At 55.0% G+C, this 21,155-nt stretch carries 4 protein-coding genes; all 4 read left to right on the top strand.

The genetic code is table 11. The features are described 5' to 3' along the window. Window positions 1-3: 3 nt before the first annotated feature. The 4 genes from SHEWANA3_RS02055 (at window position 4) to SHEWANA3_RS02040 (ending at window position 21,087) form a co-directional block, all read left to right on the top strand. Window positions 4-744, top strand: coding sequence for a uroporphyrinogen-III synthase (locus SHEWANA3_RS02055; RefSeq protein ID WP_041412521.1), 741 nt, complete (start codon window positions 4-6; stop codon window positions 742-744). A 60-nt stretch (window positions 745-804) separates the two neighbouring features. After that, window positions 805-2,046, top strand: a complete 1,242-nt coding sequence (locus SHEWANA3_RS02050) for a uroporphyrinogen-III C-methyltransferase (RefSeq protein ID WP_011715610.1) — start codon at window positions 805-807, stop codon at window positions 2,044-2,046. Further along, a complete protein-coding gene (locus SHEWANA3_RS02045) occupies window positions 2,043-3,209 on the top strand; it encodes a heme biosynthesis HemY N-terminal domain-containing protein (protein WP_011621191.1) in 1,167 nt (388 codons plus the stop codon). The genes SHEWANA3_RS02050 and SHEWANA3_RS02045 overlap by 4 nt, the downstream gene beginning before the upstream one ends. Window positions 3,210-3,609: 400 nt before the next feature. Next, window positions 3,610-21,087 carry an Ig-like domain-containing protein gene (locus SHEWANA3_RS02040; protein WP_041412520.1) on the top strand — a complete coding sequence of 5,826 codons (17,478 nt, stop codon included), beginning with the start codon at window positions 3,610-3,612 and terminating at the stop codon, window positions 21,085-21,087. The last annotated feature ends 68 nt before the right edge of the window (window positions 21,088-21,155 follow it).

The following is a 21,155-nucleotide window of genomic DNA, read 5'->3' as shown; positions in this document are numbered from 1 at the left end:
ACGATGAAAGTCTTACTGACGCGCCCCGAGGGGCGCAATCAGTCCATGGTCGATGCCTTAACTGAAAAGGGTATCGACCACTGCGTTACTCCGCTCCTCTGTGTTGAGGCAACGCCTCCGCTGCCACCTGACACTTCACATCCCCTAGCCGATGTCGATATGGTTATCTGTATCAGCGCCAATGCGGTGAGCTTTGCTGATGCTGCGTTTAACGTCGATACTGCCCAAGTTAAAGACTGGCCAAGCGTGCCTTATTTCGCCGTGGGTCATGCGACTTGCGAAGCGCTGCAAGAAAAGGGAATTGAGGCTCTCGAAGCACCGGACGATTGCCAGCAAACGGAAGGCTTGCTGACCCTGCCAGCACTGCAACATATCCAAGGTAAACATATCACTATCATTCGTGGCGTCGGTGGCCGTGAAGCCCTCGCCGAGCAACTGAATGCTAGAGGCGCGAAGGTGCGCTATTGGGAAGTCTATCAACGCGCTTGCCCGCCGCTCGATGGTGCCGCTGTTAGTCAACAATGGCGAGACTTTGGGATAGATACTATCGTCATAACGAGTGGTGAAGTACTGGATAATCTGATTAATCTAGTGCCAAAAGAGTTATTTGCATGGCTGCGCTCATGTCATATCATAGTCCCCAGTAACCGAGTAGAAGCTCAAGCTCATGCCTTTGGTATAACCCAAGTCACCAATGCCAATGCCGCCAACAGCAAAGCCGTGCTAAACGCCCTTAAACTCTAAGCGCTATTTAGCCCGATTTTACTCGAATTTCGGCAGTAGCATGATTTTAAGGACTGTTAAATGGATAACAACAAGCACGACGCCCAAAGCCCAGAGTCACAGGCTACCCCAGTTCTCGCTCCATCGGTCAATACCGATGACGCTGCGCCACAGACCCAAGCTTCTGAACCGCAGGTCAATCAGCTCGAAGATAAAGCCGTCAAACCTGCCGATACTCAGCCGCAAGCCAGCAAATCCGAATCGACCCAAGCGACTCGCCAAGTGGTGCAAGTGAATCGCAGCTCATGGGCCATTCGTTTTGGTGTGCTATTAGCATTAGGTTTAACTGCATGTACCCTCGGTGGTGGCTACTTGCTGTATCAACAAATGCAGCAACAGCTTCAAGCGCAAATCCAAGTGCAAACCAACAAAAATCAGGCCTTGCAGGATCAATTACAACAAGCCTTACTCGCCCCGAATCAGCGCATTGCGCAGCTTGAGCAACAACAACTGTCAAATACCAAAACCTTCCAAGAGCTCGCCAAACTCGCCTCGGACCAAAGTCAGTTGCAGGACAGGTTAAATAAGCTGGCCCAACGCAGCCCAACCCACTGGATGGCCTCGGAAGCCGAATACTTAGTAAATATGGCGGGACGTAAGCTTTGGCTCGAAAAAGATCCACGCACGGCAACCGACTTACTAAAGTCAGCCGACGAAACCATTGCCGCAATGAATAACCCTGCTTTACTGCCAATCCGTAAGGCGCTGGCCAAGGATATTGCCGCGACCACCAATATTAAAAGTGCGGATATTGAAGGCAGCGTATTAGCTCTCGATACCTTAATCGACCAACTCGACAAGTTGCCCCTCAGCCGCGCGGATGCTGATGCAAGCGCCCCTGAAGATACTACCATTTCTGGCGATCTGAATGATTGGCAAAGTAACCTAAGTAAAACTTGGAAAGCGTTAACCCAAGATTTTGTTACCATTCGCCACAGAACCGCCGATGCGCCTGCCCTGCTCGCACCGGAGCAACAATGGTATTTGGTCGAGAATATTCGCCATAAGCTGCTGCAATCTCAACTGGCGCTCTATCGCTATGATAGAGCGGCTTATCATCAATCACTGATGATGGCGCGCCAGTGGATCCAAACCTATTTTGATGTTCAAGCCCACCCAACCAGTGAAGCCATTGCCGAGATAGACAAACTGGCGACATTAGAGCTTGACCCTATTACGCTGAAATCCTTTGCCGCTAAACCACTGTTATTACAGTTAACCAGCTATGGTGAACTCACCTCTTCAGAGGAACCACAGCTATGATTAAGGCATTGATATTTCTTGGGATCATATTAATAGGCCTGTGTATCAGCCCTTGGATTGTCGGCAATACTGGCTATGTGTATATTGCCGCTGGCGATTATCAGCTTGAGACCAGTTTAGTCTTTGGGATCATCATGTTAATCGTGTTCTATGCTCTGTTCCAAGTGCTGGAATGGCTAGTGATCACTGTGATTAATTTGCTGCTTCGAAGCCGTTTTATCCCTCAGCATTGGCGTCGCCGCTCCGCAAAGAAACACACCCTAATCGGCGCACTCGCCATTGCCGAAGAGGATTGGCCAGCGGCTGAACGCGCCATGATTAAAGGGGCTGACAATGGTGAACTGCCAGCATTAAATTTGTTAGCCGCCGCACGTGCTGCGCAACATCAAAATAAAATCGCCGAGCGAGATCAATATCTTGCCCGCGCCGAAGCCCAACCTATGACGGCCAATGCGGTAGCGACTACTCGTACACGTTACTTGCTCAAGCAAGGGGAACTCGCCTTAGCCAGAGCGGAACTTGATAAGTTAGCCCCAACCAGCAAGAGTAAAGCACCTGTGCTGAAACTCGCCCTAGAATTGTACCGGGCGCAAGAAGATTGGGAGGCGCTTAAGCTGTTGCTCCCAATACTGAAGAAACGGCAGATCTTAGAGGATGCCAAGCTAAATGCACTCAGCGTTGAAACCCATTGCGCCCTGTTAAAAGCAGCGAGTCTTAAAGGGGAAGATGCCCTAGAGCAATGCTGGCAATGGCTTTCACGTGATGAACGTAACCAGTCTGAGTTTTTAGCGATTTACGCCATGGGCTTATGCCGCTTTAATCGTAAAGACCAGGCGCTTAAATTACTCTCGAAAAAGCTACGTAGCTCGCCTGAGTCGGCACTGTTAGAAGTAATACCACAAATAGTCACTGCCCATGACGAAGAGATCCGCAAGCAATTACTCAAACATGAAATCACCCATGAGAATAATGCTGATTACCAAAAGTGCTTAGCGCTGTTGTATCAACAAACCCGCGATATGAAAGAAGCTAAAACCTGCTGGCAGAATGTTTGTCGTCTCGCCCCAAGCCAAGCGTCTTGGTTATCGCTTGCCCGTATTCAAGAACAACTCGGCGAACAAGGTAACGCAAATCAAAGCTATCGCCAGGCGGTTAACCTGTAATTTGCTATAGCCGCAGCTCCTCTATCGGAGTTGCGGCCCCTCAAAACTAACCAATCACTTCCTTTTTAGCTCGCCTAAACGCCGTTTTAGCAGAATTCATAAAATTTTAATCTCTATACACAGACCAATTTGTTATAAATATGTTTCTATATATAAAACAAAGGTACTAGATGCAGCGTCTATTCTGCTTTAAGATACCACATCTAGTTAAGGCAGATTTAAACGCCAATTTTTCGCACCATTCTCCGTAAAACCCAGTCATAGCAAGTTATCGCGTCGCGTCAAAAAATTGACTTCCCATTAGTACCAAGCTAAAATTTCATCACTTGTATCACTATCCAACACATTTGTTGGATTTGTGCATCTTTGGATTAACACAATCAGGTGTTGGGAGCTTATTATGGGATCGATCATTACAACAAAGAAAGGTTTGCTCAAACTGGTCAAAGGGCAGATCGAAGTCGAGGTTAATGGTTCAAATCAACCCGCTAAGGATGGCGAGCAACTCCCCAAAGGTGCTGTGCTTCATATCGGTGAAAATGCGACCTACGAAATCACCTTTGATGATGGTACTAAGTTATCCAATGAGGTTGAGCCTAGCATTGCTGCCACCCCCAACGCCGGCGGCCAAGCAACCCAAGACGAAATCCAAGCATTACAAGATCTGATTGCATCGGGTGAGGACCCAACCCAAAACTTACCAGAAACCGCCGCTGGTAATGCGCCAGCTGGCCGTGACGGTAACTCAGGCTATGTCACCTTAGCCCGTGATGGCACAGAAGCCTTAGCGACATCTGGTTATTCAACCTCTGGACAAACGCTCACCGCAGCCACAACAGCCGCACCAGAGCAAACCGTAGCAACCGACTCTCCTTCGGTATTAGTTAACGACAGTATTACGGTCGATGAGGATACTGTTGCTTCTGGCAATGTGCTCGATAACGACAGCGATGCCGACAATGTGTTAAGTGTGGTTGGATTTAATATCAACGGAACCGACTTTGCGGCGGGCACAGTTGTTACGCTCGAAGGTGGCAGCTTTATACTCAATGCCGATGGTTCTTACAGCTTTACCCCGAATGAAAACTGGAACGGTCAAGTTCCTGTGATTACCTACACCACCAATACCGGTTCGACTGCAACCTTAACCATTAATGTCACCCCAGTTGATGACCCATCGGTATTAGCCAACGACACCAATACTGTCGATGAAGATACGATTGCTACAGGCAATGTGCTCGACAACGACACCGATGTTGATTCCAGCTTAAGTGTGGTGAGCTTTACAGTATCGGGCAGCACCTTTGCTGCAGGCACAACCGTCGCTCTCGAAGGCGGCAGCTTACTACTCAATGCCGATGGCTCATACAGCTTTACCCCGAATGAAAACTGGAACGGCCAAGTTCCAGTGATTACCTACACCACTAATACTGGCTCGACTGCAACTTTAACCATTAATGTCACCCCAGTTGATGACCCATCGGTATTAGCAAACGACACCAATACTGTTGCTGAAGATACCGTCGCCACTGGCAATGTGCTCGACAACGACACCGATGTCGATTCCAGCTTAAGTGTGGTGAGCTTTACAGTATCGGGCAGCACCTTTGCTGCAGGCACAACCGTCGCTCTCGAAGGTGGCAGCTTAGTACTCAATGCCGATGGCTCGTACAGCTTTACCCCGAATGAAAACTGGAACGGCCAAGTTCCAGTAATTACCTACACCACCAATACCGGTTCGACTGCAACTTTAACCATTAATGTCACCCCAGTTGATGATCCATCGGTATTAGCAAACGACACCAATACTGTTGCTGAAGATACCGTCGCCACAGGCAATGTGCTCGACAACGACACCGATGTCGATTCCAGCTTAAGTGTGGTGAGCTTTACAGTATCGGGCAGCACCTTTGCTGCAGGCACAACCGTCACTCTCGAAGGCGGCAGCTTAGTACTCAATGCCGATGGCTCGTACAGCTTTACCCCGAATGAAAACTGGAATGGCCAAGTTCCAGTGATTACCTACACCACCAATACCGGTTCAACTGCAACCTTAACCATTAATATCACTCCTGTGGCCGATGGTGCACCAAGCGTTACCATTACCACTGATACAAACGATGATGGTTTTATCAGTAATGCAGAGCTCGGTGGGGCAACAGAAGTCAGTGTGACCATCGGCTTAGGCGGCACAGGCGCGAATGCAGGTGATACTCTGACAGTGAATGGTGTTGACTATGTGTTGACACAAGAAGATATCAATAATGGTTATGTAAACTTAACACTTCCTGCGCCAGCTGAAGGTGAAACTATCACTGTAGTTGCAACCATTACCGATCCAGCGGGTAATACTTCGCCTGAAGGCAGTGATTCCGCGCTACTCGACACGACGGCCCCCACTATTACCGTCAGCGCGCCTGATGATACCCGAGATACCACGCCAACCATCACAGGTACAACAGATGCCGCCCCTGGTAGCGTCATCACTATTGTTGTTACTGACAGCAATGGTGTGCAGCAAACTCTTACCACCACGGTGAATCCTGACGGTACATATGCTGTTGATGTCATTAATCCAATTCCTCATGGTGGTTATACTGCAACCGCAACAGTGACAGATCCAGCTGGCAATACGGGCAATGCCACTGATAATGGTAATGTCGATATCAAGATCGATGAGGACGGCGACGGCAACACCGTGGCTATCACCAGCATCACTCAAGACACCGGTAGCTCCAGCAGCGACTTTATCACCAACGACAACACCTTAGTGTTCCACGGCACCGTCGATTTGGATGACAACAGCACCTTAGCCGTCACCATCAACGGAGTGACTTACACCACCGCTAACGGCTTAGTGATTGATGCGCAAGGTAACTGGAGTGTGGACCTGACGGGCACCGTGCTGCCTGACGGCACCTACCCCGTGGTCGCCACCGTCACCGACGTGGCCGGCAACAGCAAAACCGTCACCCAAGATGTGGTGATTGATACCAAGATTGATGAAGATGGCGACGGCAACACCGTGGCTATCACCAGCATCACCCAAGACACCGGTAGCTCCAGCAGCGACTTTATCACCAACGACAACACCTTAGTGTTCCACGGCACCGTCGATTTGGATGACAACAGCACCTTAGCCGTCACCATCAACGGGGTGACTTACACCACCGCTAACGGCTTAGTGATTGATGCGCAAGGTAACTGGAGTGTGGACCTGACGGGCACCGTGCTGCCTGACGGCACCTACCCCGTGGTCGCCACCGTCACCGACATAGCTGGTAACACCACTAGTGCAACGCAAGATGTGATTGTCGATACACAGATAGGACTGGGACGAGATAACGCTGTAACTATTACAAGTATCACCGAAGATACAGGTAGTTCCAATACAGATTTTATCACTAACGACAACACCTTAGTGTTCCAAGGTACCGTAGAATTAGATGGCAACAGTAACTTGGTTGTCACGATCAATGGCGTGGAATACACCATAGGTAATGGTCTAGTGATCGATGCAAATGGCCATTGGAGCGTCGACTTAACCGGTACCGTGCTGCCTGACGGCACCTACCCTGTGGTCGCCACCGTTACCGACGTGGCTGGCAACAGCAAAACTGTCACTCAAGATGTGGTGATTGATACCAAGATTGATGAAGACGGCGACGGTAACACCGTGGCCATCACCAGCATCACCCAAGACACCGGTAGCTCCAGCAGCGACTTTATCACCAACGACAACACCTTAGTGTTCCACGGCACCGTCGATTTGGATGACAACAGCACCTTAGCCGTCACCATCAACGGGGTGACTTACACCACCGCCAACGGCTTAGTGATTGATGCGCAAGGTAACTGGAGTGTGGACTTAACCGGTACCGTGCTGCCTGACGGCACCTACCCTGTGGTCGCCACCGTCACCGACGTGGCTGGCAACAGCAAAACCGTCACCCAAGATGTAGTGATTGATACCAAGATTGATGAAGATGGCGACGGCAACACCGTGGCCATCACCAGCATCACCCAAGACACCGGTAGCTCCAGCAGCGACTTTATCACCAACGACAACACCTTAGTGTTCCACGGCACCGTCGATTTGGATGACAACAGCACCTTAGCCGTCACCATCAACGGGGTGACTTACACCACCGCCAACGGCTTAGTGATTGATGCGCAAGGTAACTGGAGTGTGGACTTAACCGGTACCGTGCTGCCTGACGGCACCTACCCTGTGGTCGCCACCGTTACCGACGTGGCCGGCAACAGCAAAACCGTCACCCAAGATGTAGTGATTGATACCAAGATTGATGAAGATGGCGACGGCAACACCGTGGCCATCACCAGCATCACCCAAGACACCGGTAGCTCCAGCAGCGACTTTATCACCAACGACAACACCTTAGTGTTCCACGGCACCGTCGATTTGGATGACAACAGCACCTTAGCCGTCACCATCAACGGGGTGACTTACACCACCGCCAACGGCTTAGTGATTGATGCGCAAGGTAACTGGAGTGTGGACTTAACCGGTACCGTGCTGCCTGACGGCACCTACCCTGTGGTCGCCACCGTTACCGACGTGGCCGGCAACAGCAAAACCGTCACCCAAGATGTAGTGATTGATACCAAGATTGATGAAGATGGCGACGGCAACACCGTGGCCATCACCAGCATCACCCAAGACACCGGTAGCTCCAGCAGCGACTTTATCACCAACGACAACACCTTAGTGTTCCACGGCACCGTCGATTTGGATGACAGCAGCACCTTAGCCGTCACCATCAACGGGGTGACTTACACCACCGCTAACGGCTTAGTGATTGATGCGCAAGGTAACTGGAGTGTGGACTTAACCGGTACCGTGCTGCCTGACGGCACCTACCCTGTGGTCGCCACCGTTACCGACGTGGCCGGCAACAGCAAAACCGTCACCCAAGATGTAGTGATTGATACCAAGATTGATGAAGATGGCGACGGCAACACCGTGGCCATCACCAGCATCACCCAAGACACCGGTAGCTCCAGCAGCGACTTTATCACCAACGACAACACCTTAGTGTTCCACGGCACCGTCGATTTGGATGACAACAGCACCTTAGCCGTCACCATCAACGGGGTGACTTACACCACCGCCAACGGCTTAGTGATTGATGCGCAAGGTAACTGGAGTGTGGACTTAACCGGTACCGTGCTGCCTGACGGCACCTACCCCGTGGTCGCCACCGTCACCGACGTGGCCGGCAACAGCAAAACCGTCACCCAAGATGTGGTGATTGATACCGCAGCACCCAGCGCCACCATTAGCGTGGACAACATTACCGCTGACGATATCCTGAATGCCCAGGAGGCGGCGGGTAACGTCCTGGTCACCGGCACCGTCGGCGGCGATGCTGCCGTGGGTGACACGGTAACCATGGTGATCAACGGCACGACTTACAGCACCCAAGTGATTGCACTGGTGGGCGGCGGTTTAGGCTTTAGCGTCAACGTGGCGGGCAGTGATCTGGCCGTAGACACCGAGTTCACCGCCACCGTCACCGGCAGTGATGATGCGGGTAACCCCTTTAGCGCCAGCACCACCTCGACCCACACGGTTGACACCAGTGCCAGCGCCACCATTAGCGTGGACAACATTACCGCTGACGATATCCTGAATGCCCAGGAGGCGGCGGGTAACGTCCTGGTCACCGGCACCGTCGGCGGCGATGCTGCCGTGGGTGACACGGTAACCATGGTGATCAACGGCACGACTTACAGCACCCAAGTGATTGCACTGGTGGGCGGCGGTTTAGGCTTTAGCGTCAACGTGGCGGGCAGTGATCTGGCCGTAGACACCGAGTTCACCGCCACCGTCACCGGCAGTGATGATGCGGGTAACCCCTTTAGCGCCAGCACCACCTCGACCCACACGGTTGACACCAGTGCCAGCGCCACCATTAGCGTGGACAACATTACCGCTGACGATATCCTGAATGCCCAGGAGGCGGCGGGTAACGTCCTGGTCACCGGCACCGTCGGCGGCGATGCTGCCGTGGGTGACACGGTAACCATGGTGATCAACGGCACGACTTACAGCACCCAAGTGATTGCACTGGTGGGCGGCGGTTTAGGCTTTAGCGTCAACGTGGCGGGCAGTGATCTGGCCGTAGACACCGAGTTCACCGCCACCGTCACCGGCAGTGATGATGCGGGTAACCCCTTTAGCGCCAGCACCACCTCGACCCACACGGTTGACACCAGTGCCAGCGCCACCATTAGCGTGGACAACATTACCGCTGACGATATCCTGAATGCCCAGGAGGCGGCGGGTAACGTCCTGGTCACCGGCACCGTCGGCGGCGATGCTGCCGTGGGTGACACGGTAACCATGGTGATCAACGGCACGACTTACAGCACCCAAGTGATTGCACTGGTGGGCGGCGGTTTAGGCTTTAGCGTCAACGTGGCGGGCAGTGATCTGGCCGTAGACACCGAGTTCACCGCCACCGTCACCGGCAGTGATGATGCGGGTAACCCCTTTAGCGCCAGCACCACCTCGACCCACACGGTTGACACCAGTGCCAGCGCCACCATTAGCGTGGACAACATTACCGCTGACGATATCCTGAATGCCCAGGAGGCGGCGGGTAACGTCCTGGTCACCGGCACCGTCGGCGGCGATGCTGCCGTGGGTGACACGGTAACCATGGTGATCAACGGCACGACTTACAGCACCCAAGTGATTGCACTGGTGGGCGGCGGTTTAGGCTTTAGCGTCAGCGTGGCGGGCAGTGATCTGGCCGTAGACACCGAGTTCACCGCCACCGTCACCGGCAGTGATGATGCGGGTAACCCCTTTAGCGCCAGCACCACCTCGACCCACACGGTTGACACCAGTGCCAGCGCCACCATTAGCGTGGACAACATTACCGCTGACGATATCCTGAATGCCCAGGAGGCGGCGGGTAACGTCCTGGTCACCGGCACCGTCGGCGGCGATGCTGCCGTGGGTGACACGGTAACCATGGTGATCAACGGCACGACTTACAGCACCCAAGTGATTGCACTGGTGGGCGGCGGTTTAGGCTTTAGCGTCAACGTGGCGGGCAGTGATCTGGCCGTAGACACCGAGTTCACCGCCACCGTCACCGGCAGTGATGATGCGGGTAACCCCTTTAGCGCCAGCACCACCTCGACCCACACGGTTGACACCAGTGCCAGCGCCACCATTAGCGTGGACAACATTACCGCTGACGATATCCTGAATGCCCAGGAGGCGGCGGGTAACGTCCTGGTCACCGGCACCGTCGGCGGCGATGCTGCCGTGGGTGACACGGTAACCATGGTGATCAACGGCACGACTTACAGCACCCAAGTGATTGCACTGGTGGGCGGCGGTTTAGGCTTTAGCGTCAACGTGGCGGGCAGTGATCTGGCCGTAGACACCGAGTTCACCGCCACCGTCACCGGCAGTGATGATGCGGGTAACCCCTTTAGCGCCAGCACCACCTCGACCCACACGGTTGACACCAGTGCCAGCGCCACCATTAGCGTGGACAACATTACCGCTGACGATATCCTGAATGCCCAGGAGGCGGCGGGTAACGTCCTGGTCACCGGCACCGTCGGCGGCGATGCTGCCGTGGGTGACACGGTAACCATGGTGATCAACGGCACGACTTACAGCACCCAAGTGATTGCACTGGTGGGCGGCGGTTTAGGCTTTAGCGTCAGCGTGGCGGGCAGTGATCTGGCCGTAGACACCGAGTTCACCGCCACCGTCACCGGCAGTGATGATGCGGGTAACCCCTTTAGCGCCAGCACCACCTCGACCCACACGGTTGACACCAGTGCCAGCGCCACCATTAGCGTGGACAACATTACCGCTGACGATATCCTGAATGCCCAGGAGGCGGCGGGTAACGTCCTGGTCACCGGCACCGTCGGCGGCGATGCTGCCGTGGGTGACACGGTAACCATGGTGATCAACGGCACGACTTACAGCACCCAAGTGATTGCACTGGTGGGCGGCGGTTTAGGCTTTAGCGTCAGCGTGGCGGGCAGTGATCTGGCCGTAGACACCGAGTTCACCGCCACCGTCACCGGCAGTGATGATGCGGGTAACCCCTTTAGCGCCAGCACCACCTCGACCCACACGGTTGACACCAGTGCCAGCGCCACCATTAGCGTGGACAACATTACCGCTGACGATATCCTGAATGCCCAGGAGGCGGCGGGTAACGTCCTGGTCACCGGCACCGTCGGCGGCGATGCTGCCGTGGGTGACACGGTAACCATGGTGATCAACGGCACGACTTACAGCACCCAAGTGATTGCACTGGTGGGCGGCGGTTTAGGCTTTAGCGTCAACGTGGCGGGCAGTGATCTGGCCGTAGACACCGAGTTCACCGCCACCGTCACCGGCAGTGATGATGCGGGTAACCCCTTTAGCGCCAGCACCACCTCGACCCACACGGTTGACACCAGTGCCAGCGCCACCATTAGCGTGGACAACATTACCGCTGACGATATCCTGAATGCCCAGGAGGCGGCGGGTAACGTCCTGGTCACCGGCACCGTCGGCGGCGATGCTGCCGTGGGTGACACGGTAACCATGGTGATCAACGGCACGACTTACAGCACCCAAGTGATTGCACTGGTGGGCGGTGGTTTAGGCTTTAGCGTCAACGTGGCGGGCAGTGATCTGACCGTAGACACCGAGTTCACCGCCACCGTCACCGGCAGTGATGATGCGGGTAACCCCTTTAGCGCCAGCACCACCTCGACCCACACGGTTGACACCAGTGCCAGCGCCACCATTAGCGTGGACAACATTACCGCTGACGATATCCTGAATGCCCAGGAGGCGGCGGGTAACGTCCTGGTCACCGGCACCGTCGGCGGCGATGCTGCCGTGGGTGACACGGTAACCATGGTGATCAACGGCACGACTTACAGCACCCAAGTGATTGCACTGGTGGGCGGCGGTTTAGGCTTTAGCGTCAACGTGGCGGGCAGTGATCTGGCCGTAGACACCGAGTTCACCGCCACCGTCACCGGCAGTGATGATGCGGGTAACCCCTTTAGCGCCAGCACCACCTCGACCCACACGGTTGACACCAGTGCCAGCGCCACCATTAGCGTGGACAACATTACCGCTGACGATATCCTGAATGCCCAGGAGGCGGCGGGTAACGTCCTGGTCACCGGCACCGTCGGCGGCGATGCTGCCGTGGGTGACACGGTAACCATGGTGATCAACGGCACGACTTACAGCACCCAAGTGATTGCACTGGTGGGCGGCGGTTTAGGCTTTAGCGTCAGCGTGGCGGGCAGTGATCTGGCCGTAGACACCGAGTTCACCGCCACCGTCACCGGCAGTGATGATGCGGGTAACCCCTTTAGCGCCAGCACCACCTCGACCCACACGGTTGACACCAGTGCCAGCGCCACCATTAGCGTGGACAACATTACCGCTGACGATATCCTGAATGCCCAGGAGGCGGCGGGTAACGTCCTGGTCACCGGCACCGTCGGCGGCGATGCTGCCGTGGGTGACACGGTAACCATGGTGATCAACGGAACGACTTACAGCACCCAAGTGATTGCACTGGTGGGCGGCGGTTTAGGCTTTAGCGTCAACGTGGCGGGCAGTGATCTGGCCGTAGACACCGAGTTCACCGCCACCGTCACCGGCAGTGATGATGCGGGTAACCCCTTTAGCGCCAGCACCACCTCGACCCACACGGTTGACACCAGTGCCAGCGCCACCATTAGCGTGGACAACATTACCGCTGACGATATCCTGAATGCCCAGGAGGCGGCGGGTAACGTCCTGGTCACCGGCACCGTCGGCGGCGATGCTGCCGTGGGTGACACGGTAACCATGGTGATCAACGGCACGACTTACAGCACCCAAGTGATTGCACTGGTGGGCGGCGGTTTAGGCTTTAGCGTCAGCGTGGCGGGCAGTGATCTGGCCGTAGACACCGAGTTCACCGCCACCGTCACCGGCAGTGATGATGCGGGTAACCCCTTTAGCGCCAGCACCACCTCGACCCACACGGTTGACACCAGTGCCAGCGCCACCATTAGCGTGGACAACATTACCGCTGACGATATCCTGAATGCCCAGGAGGCGGCGGGTAACGTCCTGGTCACCGGCACCGTCGGCGGCGATGCTGCCGTGGGTGACACGGTAACCATGGTGATCAACGGCACGACTTACAGCACCCAAGTGATTGCACTGGTGGGCGGCGGTTTAGGCTTTAGCGTCAGCGTGGCGGGCAGTGATCTGGCCGTAGACACCGAGTTCACCGCCACCGTCACCGGCAGTGATGATGCGGGTAACCCCTTTAGCGCCAGCACCACCTCGACCCACACGGTTGACACCAGCGCCAGCGCCACCATCACGGTGGACAACATCACCAGCGATGACATCCTCAATGCCCAGGAGGCGGCAGGCGATGTCACTGTCACCGGTACCGTGGGTGGCGATGCCGCCATCGGTGATACCGTGACCATGGTGATCAACGGCACGACATACACCACCCAGGTCATTGCCCTGGTGGGTGGCGGTTTGGGCTTTAGCGTCAGCGTGGCGGGCAGCGACCTGGCTGTGGACACCGAGTTCACCGCCACCGTCACCGGCAGTGATGATGCGGGTAACCCCTTTAGCGCCAGCACCACCTCGACCCACACGGTTGACACCAGCGCCAGCGCCACCATCACGGTGGACAACATCACCAGCGATGACATCCTCAATGCCCAGGAGGCGGCAGGCGATGTCACTGTCACCGGTACCGTGGGTGGCGATGCCGCCATCGGTGATACCGTGACCATGGTGATCAACGGCACGACATACACCACCCAGGTCATTGCCCTGGTGGGTGGCGGTTTGGGCTTTAGCGTCAGCGTGGCGGGCAGCGACCTGGCTGTGGACACCGAGTTCACCGCCACCGTCACCGGCAGTGATGATGCGGGTAACCCCTTTAGCGCCAGCACCACCTCGACCCACACGGTTGACACCAGCGCCAGCGCCACCATCACGGTGGACAACATCACCAGCGATGACATCCTCAATGCCCAGGAGGCGGCAGGCGATGTCACTGTCACCGGTACCGTGGGTGGCGATGCCGCCATCGGTGATACCGTGACCATGGTGATCAACGGCACGACATACACCACCCAGGTCATTGCCCTGGTGGGTGGCGGTTTGGGCTTTAGCGTCAACGTGGCGGGCAGCGACCTGGCTGTGGACACCGAGTTCACCGCCACCGTCACCGGCAGTGATGATGCGGGTAACCCCTTTAGCGCCAGCACCACCTCGACCCACACGGTTGACACCAGCGCCAGCGCCACCATCACGGTGGACAACATCACCAGCGATGACATTCTCAATGCCCAGGAGGCGGCAGGCGATGTCACTGTCACCGGTACCGTGGGTGGCGATGCCGCCATCGGTGATACCGTGACCATGGTGATCAACGGCACGACATACACCACCCAGGTCATTGCCCTGGTGGGTGGCGGTTTGGGCTTTAGCGTCAGCGTGGCGGGCAGCGACCTGGCTGTGGACACCGAGTTCACCGCCACCGTCACCGGCAGTGATGATGCGGGTAACCCCTTTAGCGCCAGCACCACCTCGACCCACACGGTTGACACCAGCGCCAGCGCCACCATCACGGTGGACAACATCACCAGCGATGACATCCTCAATGCCCAGGAGGCGGCAGGCGATGTCACTGTCACCGGTACCGTGGGTGGCGATGCCGCCATCGGTGATACCGTGACCATGGTGATCAACGGCACGACATACACCACCCAGGTCATTGCCCTGGTGGGTGGCGGTTTGGGCTTTAGCGTCAGCGTGGCGGGCAGCGACCTGGCTGTGGACACCGAGTTCACCGCCACCGTCACCGGCAGTGATGATGCGGGTAACCCCTTTAGCGCCAGCACCACCTCGACCCACACGGTTGACACCAGCGCCAGCGCCACCATCACGGTGGACAACATCACCAGCGATGACATCCTCAATGCCCAGGAGGCGGCAGGCGATGTCACTGTCACCGGTACCGTGGGTGGCGATGCCGCCATCGGTGATACCGTGACCATGGTGATCAACGGCACGACATACACCACCCAGGTCATTGCCCTGGTGGGTGGCGGTTTGGGCTTTAGCGTCAACGTGGCGGGCAGCGACCTGGCTGTGGACACCGAGTTCACCGCCACCGTCACCGGCAGTGATGATGCGGGTAACCCCTTTAGCGCCAGCACCACCTCGACCCACACGGTTGACACCAGCGCCAGCGCCACCATCACGGTGGACAACATCACCAGCGATGACATCCTCAATGCCCAGGAGGCGGCAGGCGATGTCACTGTCACCGGTACCGTGGGTGGCGATGCCGCCATCGGTGATACCGTGACCATGGTGATCAACGGCACGACATACACCACCCAGGTCATTGCCCTGGTGGGTGGCGGTTTGGGCTTTAGCGTCAACGTGGCGGGCAGCGACCTGGCTGTGGACACCGAGTTCACCGCCACCGTCACCGGCAGTGATGATGCGGGTAACCCCTTTAGCGCCAGCACCACCTCGACCCACACGGTTGACACCAGCGCCAGCGCCACCATCACGGTGGACAACATCACCAGCGATGACATTCTCAATGCCCAGGAGGCGGCAGGCGATGTCACTGTCACCGGTACCGTGGGTGGCGATGCCGCCATCGGTGATACCGTGACCATGGTGATCAACGGCACGACATACACCACCCAGGTCATTGCCCTGGTGGGTGGCGGTTTGGGCTTTAGCGTCAGCGTGGCGGGCAGCGACCTGGCTGTGGACACCGAGTTCACCGCCACCGTCACCGGCAGTGATGATGCGGGTAACCCCTTTAGCGCCAGCACCACCTCGACCCACACGGTTGACACCAGCGCCAGCGCCACCATCACGGTGGACAACATCACCAGCGATGACATTCTCAATGCCCAGGAGGCGGCAGGCGATGTCACTGTCACCGGTACCGTGGGTGGCGATGCCGCCATCGGTGATACCGTGACCATGGTGATCAACGGCACGACATACACCACCCAGGTCATTGCCCTGGTGGGTGGCGGTTTGGGCTTTAGCGTCAGCGTGGCGGGCAGCGACCTGGCTGTGGACACCGAGTTCACCGCCACCGTCACCGGCAGTGATGATGCGGGTAACCCCTTTAGCGCCAGCACCACCTCGACCCACACGGTTGACACCAGTGCCAGCGCCACCATCACGGTGGACAACATCACCAGCGATGACATTCTCAATGCCCAGGAGGCGGCAGGCGATGTCACTGTCACCGGTACCGTGGGTGGCGATGCCGCCATCGGTGATACCGTGACCATGGTGATCAACGGCACGACATACACCACCCAGGTCATTGCCCTGGTGGGTGGCGGTTTGGGCTTTAGCGTCAGCGTGGCGGGCAGCGACCTGGCTGTGGACACCGAGTTCACCGCCACCGTCACCGGCAGTGATGATGCGGGTAACCCCTTTAGCGCCAGCACCACCTCGACCCACACGGTTGACACCAGTGCCAGCGCCACCATCACGGTGGACAACATCACCAGCGATGACATTCTCAATGCCCAGGAGGCGGCAGGCGATGTCACTGTCACCGGTACCGTGGGTGGCGATGCCGCCATCGGTGATACCGTGACCATGGTGATCAACGGCACGACATACACCACCCAGGTCATTGCCCTGGTGGGTGGCGGTTTGGGCTTTAGCGTCAGCGTGGCGGGCAGCGACCTGGCTGTGGACACCGAGTTCACCGCCACCGTCACCGGCAGTGATGATGCGGGTAACCCCTTTAGCGCCAGCACCACCTCGACCCACACGGTTGACACCAGCGCCAGCGCCACCATCACGGTGGACAACATCACCAGCGATGACATTCTCAATGCCCAGGAGGCGGCAGGCGATGTCACTGTCACCGGTACCGTGGGTGGCGATGCCGCCATCGGTGATACCGTGACCATGGTGATCAACGGCACGACATACAGCACCCAGGTCATTGCCCTGGTGGGTGGCGGTTTGGGCTTTAGCGTCAACGTGGCGGGCAGCGACCTGGCTGTGGACACCGAGTTCACCGCCACCGTCACCGGCAGTGATGATGCGGGTAACCCCTTTAGCGCCAGCACCACCTCGACCCACACGGTTGACACCAGCGCCAGCGCCACCATCACGGTGGACAACATCACCAGCGATGACATTCTCAATGCCCAGGAGGCGGCAGGCGATGTCACTGTCACCGGTACCGTGGGTGGCGATGCCGCCATCGGTGATACCGTGACCATGGTGATCAACGGCACGACATACAGCACCCAGGTCATTGCCCTGGTGGGTGGCGGTTTGGGCTTTAGCGTCAACGTGGCGGGCAGCGACCTGGCTGTGGACACCGAGTTCACCGCCACCGTCACCGGCAGTGATGATGCGGGTAACCCCTTTAGCGCCAGCACCACCTCGACTCACTCCGTCGATAACAGCGCACCCAATGCACCGACCGTATTAATTGTCGATGACGGTAATCCAGGAGATGGCCTGCTGACGCAAGGCGAAATCAACAGCAATGGCGCAGGTGTGCAGTTAACCGTCGACATCAATGCCACCGATTTCAGTGCCGGCGGCCATGTCAGCCTAACTATCGTTAATGCTGGCGTGACCACCGATGTTGAACTGACCTTGGTCAATGGCGTGCTCTACGCTAATGGCTCACCCACAACCAGCTTCAGCTACAACAACGGGGTTATCAGCTGGACCGAAACGCGTCCGGCGGACGGTGCACTGCTGAAGGTGGAAGCGACCCAAACCGACAAGGCAGGTAACACCTCAGACAAGGGCAGCGACCAAGCGACTGTTATTTATGCGAATGACGATAGCTTTACCAAGCAAGAAGATCAGTTAGTAACAGGTCAACTTTTGACTAACGACCATTCAAGTAATACAAGTATCGTCAGCTTTACCTTCATGTATAACGGCACACTAACAAGCTTCAACGCAGGTCAAACTGTGGCCCTTTCCATAGGTAGCTTGCTAATACAAGCTAATGGAGAGTTCAAATTTATACCTAATCAACACTGGTCAGGCGATGTGCCCACTGTTACGTACACGACTAATACGGGAGATACGGCAACACTCAATATTACAGTACAACCAGTTGCCGATAAGCCATTGGTTGACGTGATACTGACCGCTAATGGCACACCACTTTACAGTGGTTTCATCAGCTCAGGAATTACAACTGAACAGTTCCGCAATGGCGATTTTACTCACCAACCATTCAATACTGGAGCTAAACAAACAGATGCTTCCAGTGGCCAAGATACAGTATATGGTTCGAATGGAAACGATCACATAGTTAGCACGAATGGCGGTGGAGATCACTTGCTTGGTTATGCTGGCAATGATGTGCTAGTCGGCGGAGATGCTATTCAAGGTGATACAATTAATGGCGGTACTGGCAATGATATCCTAGTCGCAGGACTTGGCCAAGATAGCTTATATGGTGGCGAAGGGAATGATATTGCCGTCCTTATGGGCAATCGCGCTGATTATATCATCACAAAAGACTATAGATATTCACAGTGGGACAACTGGTTCAACTTCACAACAATTGAGCACGGACAAACAATAACAAAAGCACTGCACGATATCGAATATATCCAATTTGATGACGGCATTTATGAATTGGACAAGAACACTGGTGAGCTCGTCATGGTTCAGCCAACCTATGTTGACTACCCAGTTGAAATCCATGCATCTCTAACTGATCGTGACGGCAGCGAATTGCTCGACTCCATTGAATTGAGTGGTTTGCCTGCTGGCACACAAGTGTTCTACAACGGACAACTACTCGGTGTAGCTGACAATGATGGCAAGCTACTGCTAGATTACGACGGCCCTGATGGCTGGACTGGTGGCAATCTCTGGGCTGAAAATGCACTGGACGCTACGTTGACTGGAGTCACAATTCGCGTTCCAGGAACAAGTGCAGGTCAGGTTGACTTGGTAGTTGAAGCGGTTGCCAGAGAGAAAGGGACCGATCTCACTAATTCTGCAACGGGTGAAGATACCATCCGTCTTGATTACTTCAAGGGCACAGAAGGTGAGCCAGGAGACCAAAATGTCAATTTTGGCAGCGAACACAATATTGTTGTGGGAGACCTTGACGGTAGCATTGTTCTGCCAGGTCAAAACTACAATATTGCCTTTATGGTCGATAGCTCAGGCAGTATTAACGCTGATACGCTAGAGACGATGAAATTGCAGTTGGCTCAGGTATTGGAAACCCTCAAAGACAGTGCAAGCGGCCAACAAAGTGGTACGGTGAAAATTTTCTTGGTTGATTTTGATACTCACGCCAAGGGCAGCATCAGTGTAGATCTTAGTGACCCCAATGCATTAGATATTCTTCAAGATGCCTTAGATGATATGAGCAGCGGCGGCGGCACCAACTATGAGGATGTATTCACAACTACGGCCAACTGGTTCGCCAATGGTGATGCCCAAAATAATAGTGGGGCGACTAATCTTGCCTTCTTTATTACCGACGGCAAACCAACCTACTACAATGCTGTTCCTGGTGGTAACCCACTGGTATACGACACTTGGGGGAGCAATAATGATCGTAGCTTGTCACAACTCATCGGCAGTGGCTACGTATTCGGCCAAGTCTATACAGTTAACGGACATGTGGTGATTGACGAAAATGGTAATGTTTTCAGCGTAGACGTCTTCAACAGCGTGAGCCGGAGCCCTGTTGGAGCAATGCGACCCGATGCCCAAGGTAACTATCAGTACTATGCTTTAGCTGGTAATGGTAGAGACTCCAGCGCGGATACTATATCAAATTCCCAAGCAGGCTTTGCATTGCTCTCAAGCCTAGGCGTCACGGTTCAAGCCATCGGCATGGGTTCGAACATCGATGAGGATGACCTATTACCTTATGACTCTGATGATAATGTTCAAACGAATGTTGATGCTGATGATCTAGCCGATGCAATTCTTGGCGACCAAGTTAACGCCATACCAGGCGCAGATCGTTTTGATGGTGGTGCTGGAGATGATGTCATCTTTGGTGATGCGATACACTTTACTGGCATTAGTGGCCAAGGCTTCGCCGCTATTAAAGCCTACGTTGCCGATAAGCTAGGTATAGCTGATGCTAGTGATGCCCAAGTTCACAGATACATCAGTGAACATAGTGACGAGTTTGACCAATCTGGTGCAAACGACAAAGCAGACATCATTTTGGGTGGTGCTGGTAATGACATTCTATTCGGTCAGGGCGGCAATGATTATTTGGATGGAGGTGCTGGTAAAGATACTCTCTATGGTGGCAATGGTAACGATACTTTGATTGGCGGTGCAGGTAACGATACTCTGATTGGCGGTGCAGGTAACGACACTCTGATCGGTGGCCTTGGTGATGATGTCCTACGTGGTGATAGTGGTAATGATACCTTCGTATGGCGCTATGCGGATGCTGACAAAGGCACAGACCACATCATGGACTTCAATGTGAGTGAAGATAAGCTCGATCTGAGTGATTTACTCCAAGGAGAAACGGCTGGCACGTTAGAAAGCTATCTGAACTTTAGCTTAGATAGCAATGGTTCTACCGTTATCGATATCGATGCTAACAAGGATGGTGTATTTGATCAGCATATCGTGCTCGATGGGGTTAATCTCTATAGCCAATATGGTGCGACAGATAATGCAGGGATTATCAATGGATTACTTGGTACTAATGGTAATGGCCCACTCATTATCGATGCAGCGCCCGTGACACCAGATGCACCACAAGGAGTGACGCCACTGATAGACCCTCATAATAATGGCACTATGATTCCTTAATAAAATCAGTTCGGATGGCCTATAGAAATATAGGCCATCATGACCGATACTTCTGATAATCAAATAAA

This window comes from Shewanella sp. ANA-3 (genome assembly GCF_000203935.1).
Classification (GTDB): domain Bacteria; phylum Pseudomonadota; class Gammaproteobacteria; order Enterobacterales; family Shewanellaceae; genus Shewanella.
Note: the sequence above shows the minus strand (reverse complement) of the source record. Positions and strands in the feature narration are given on the sequence as shown.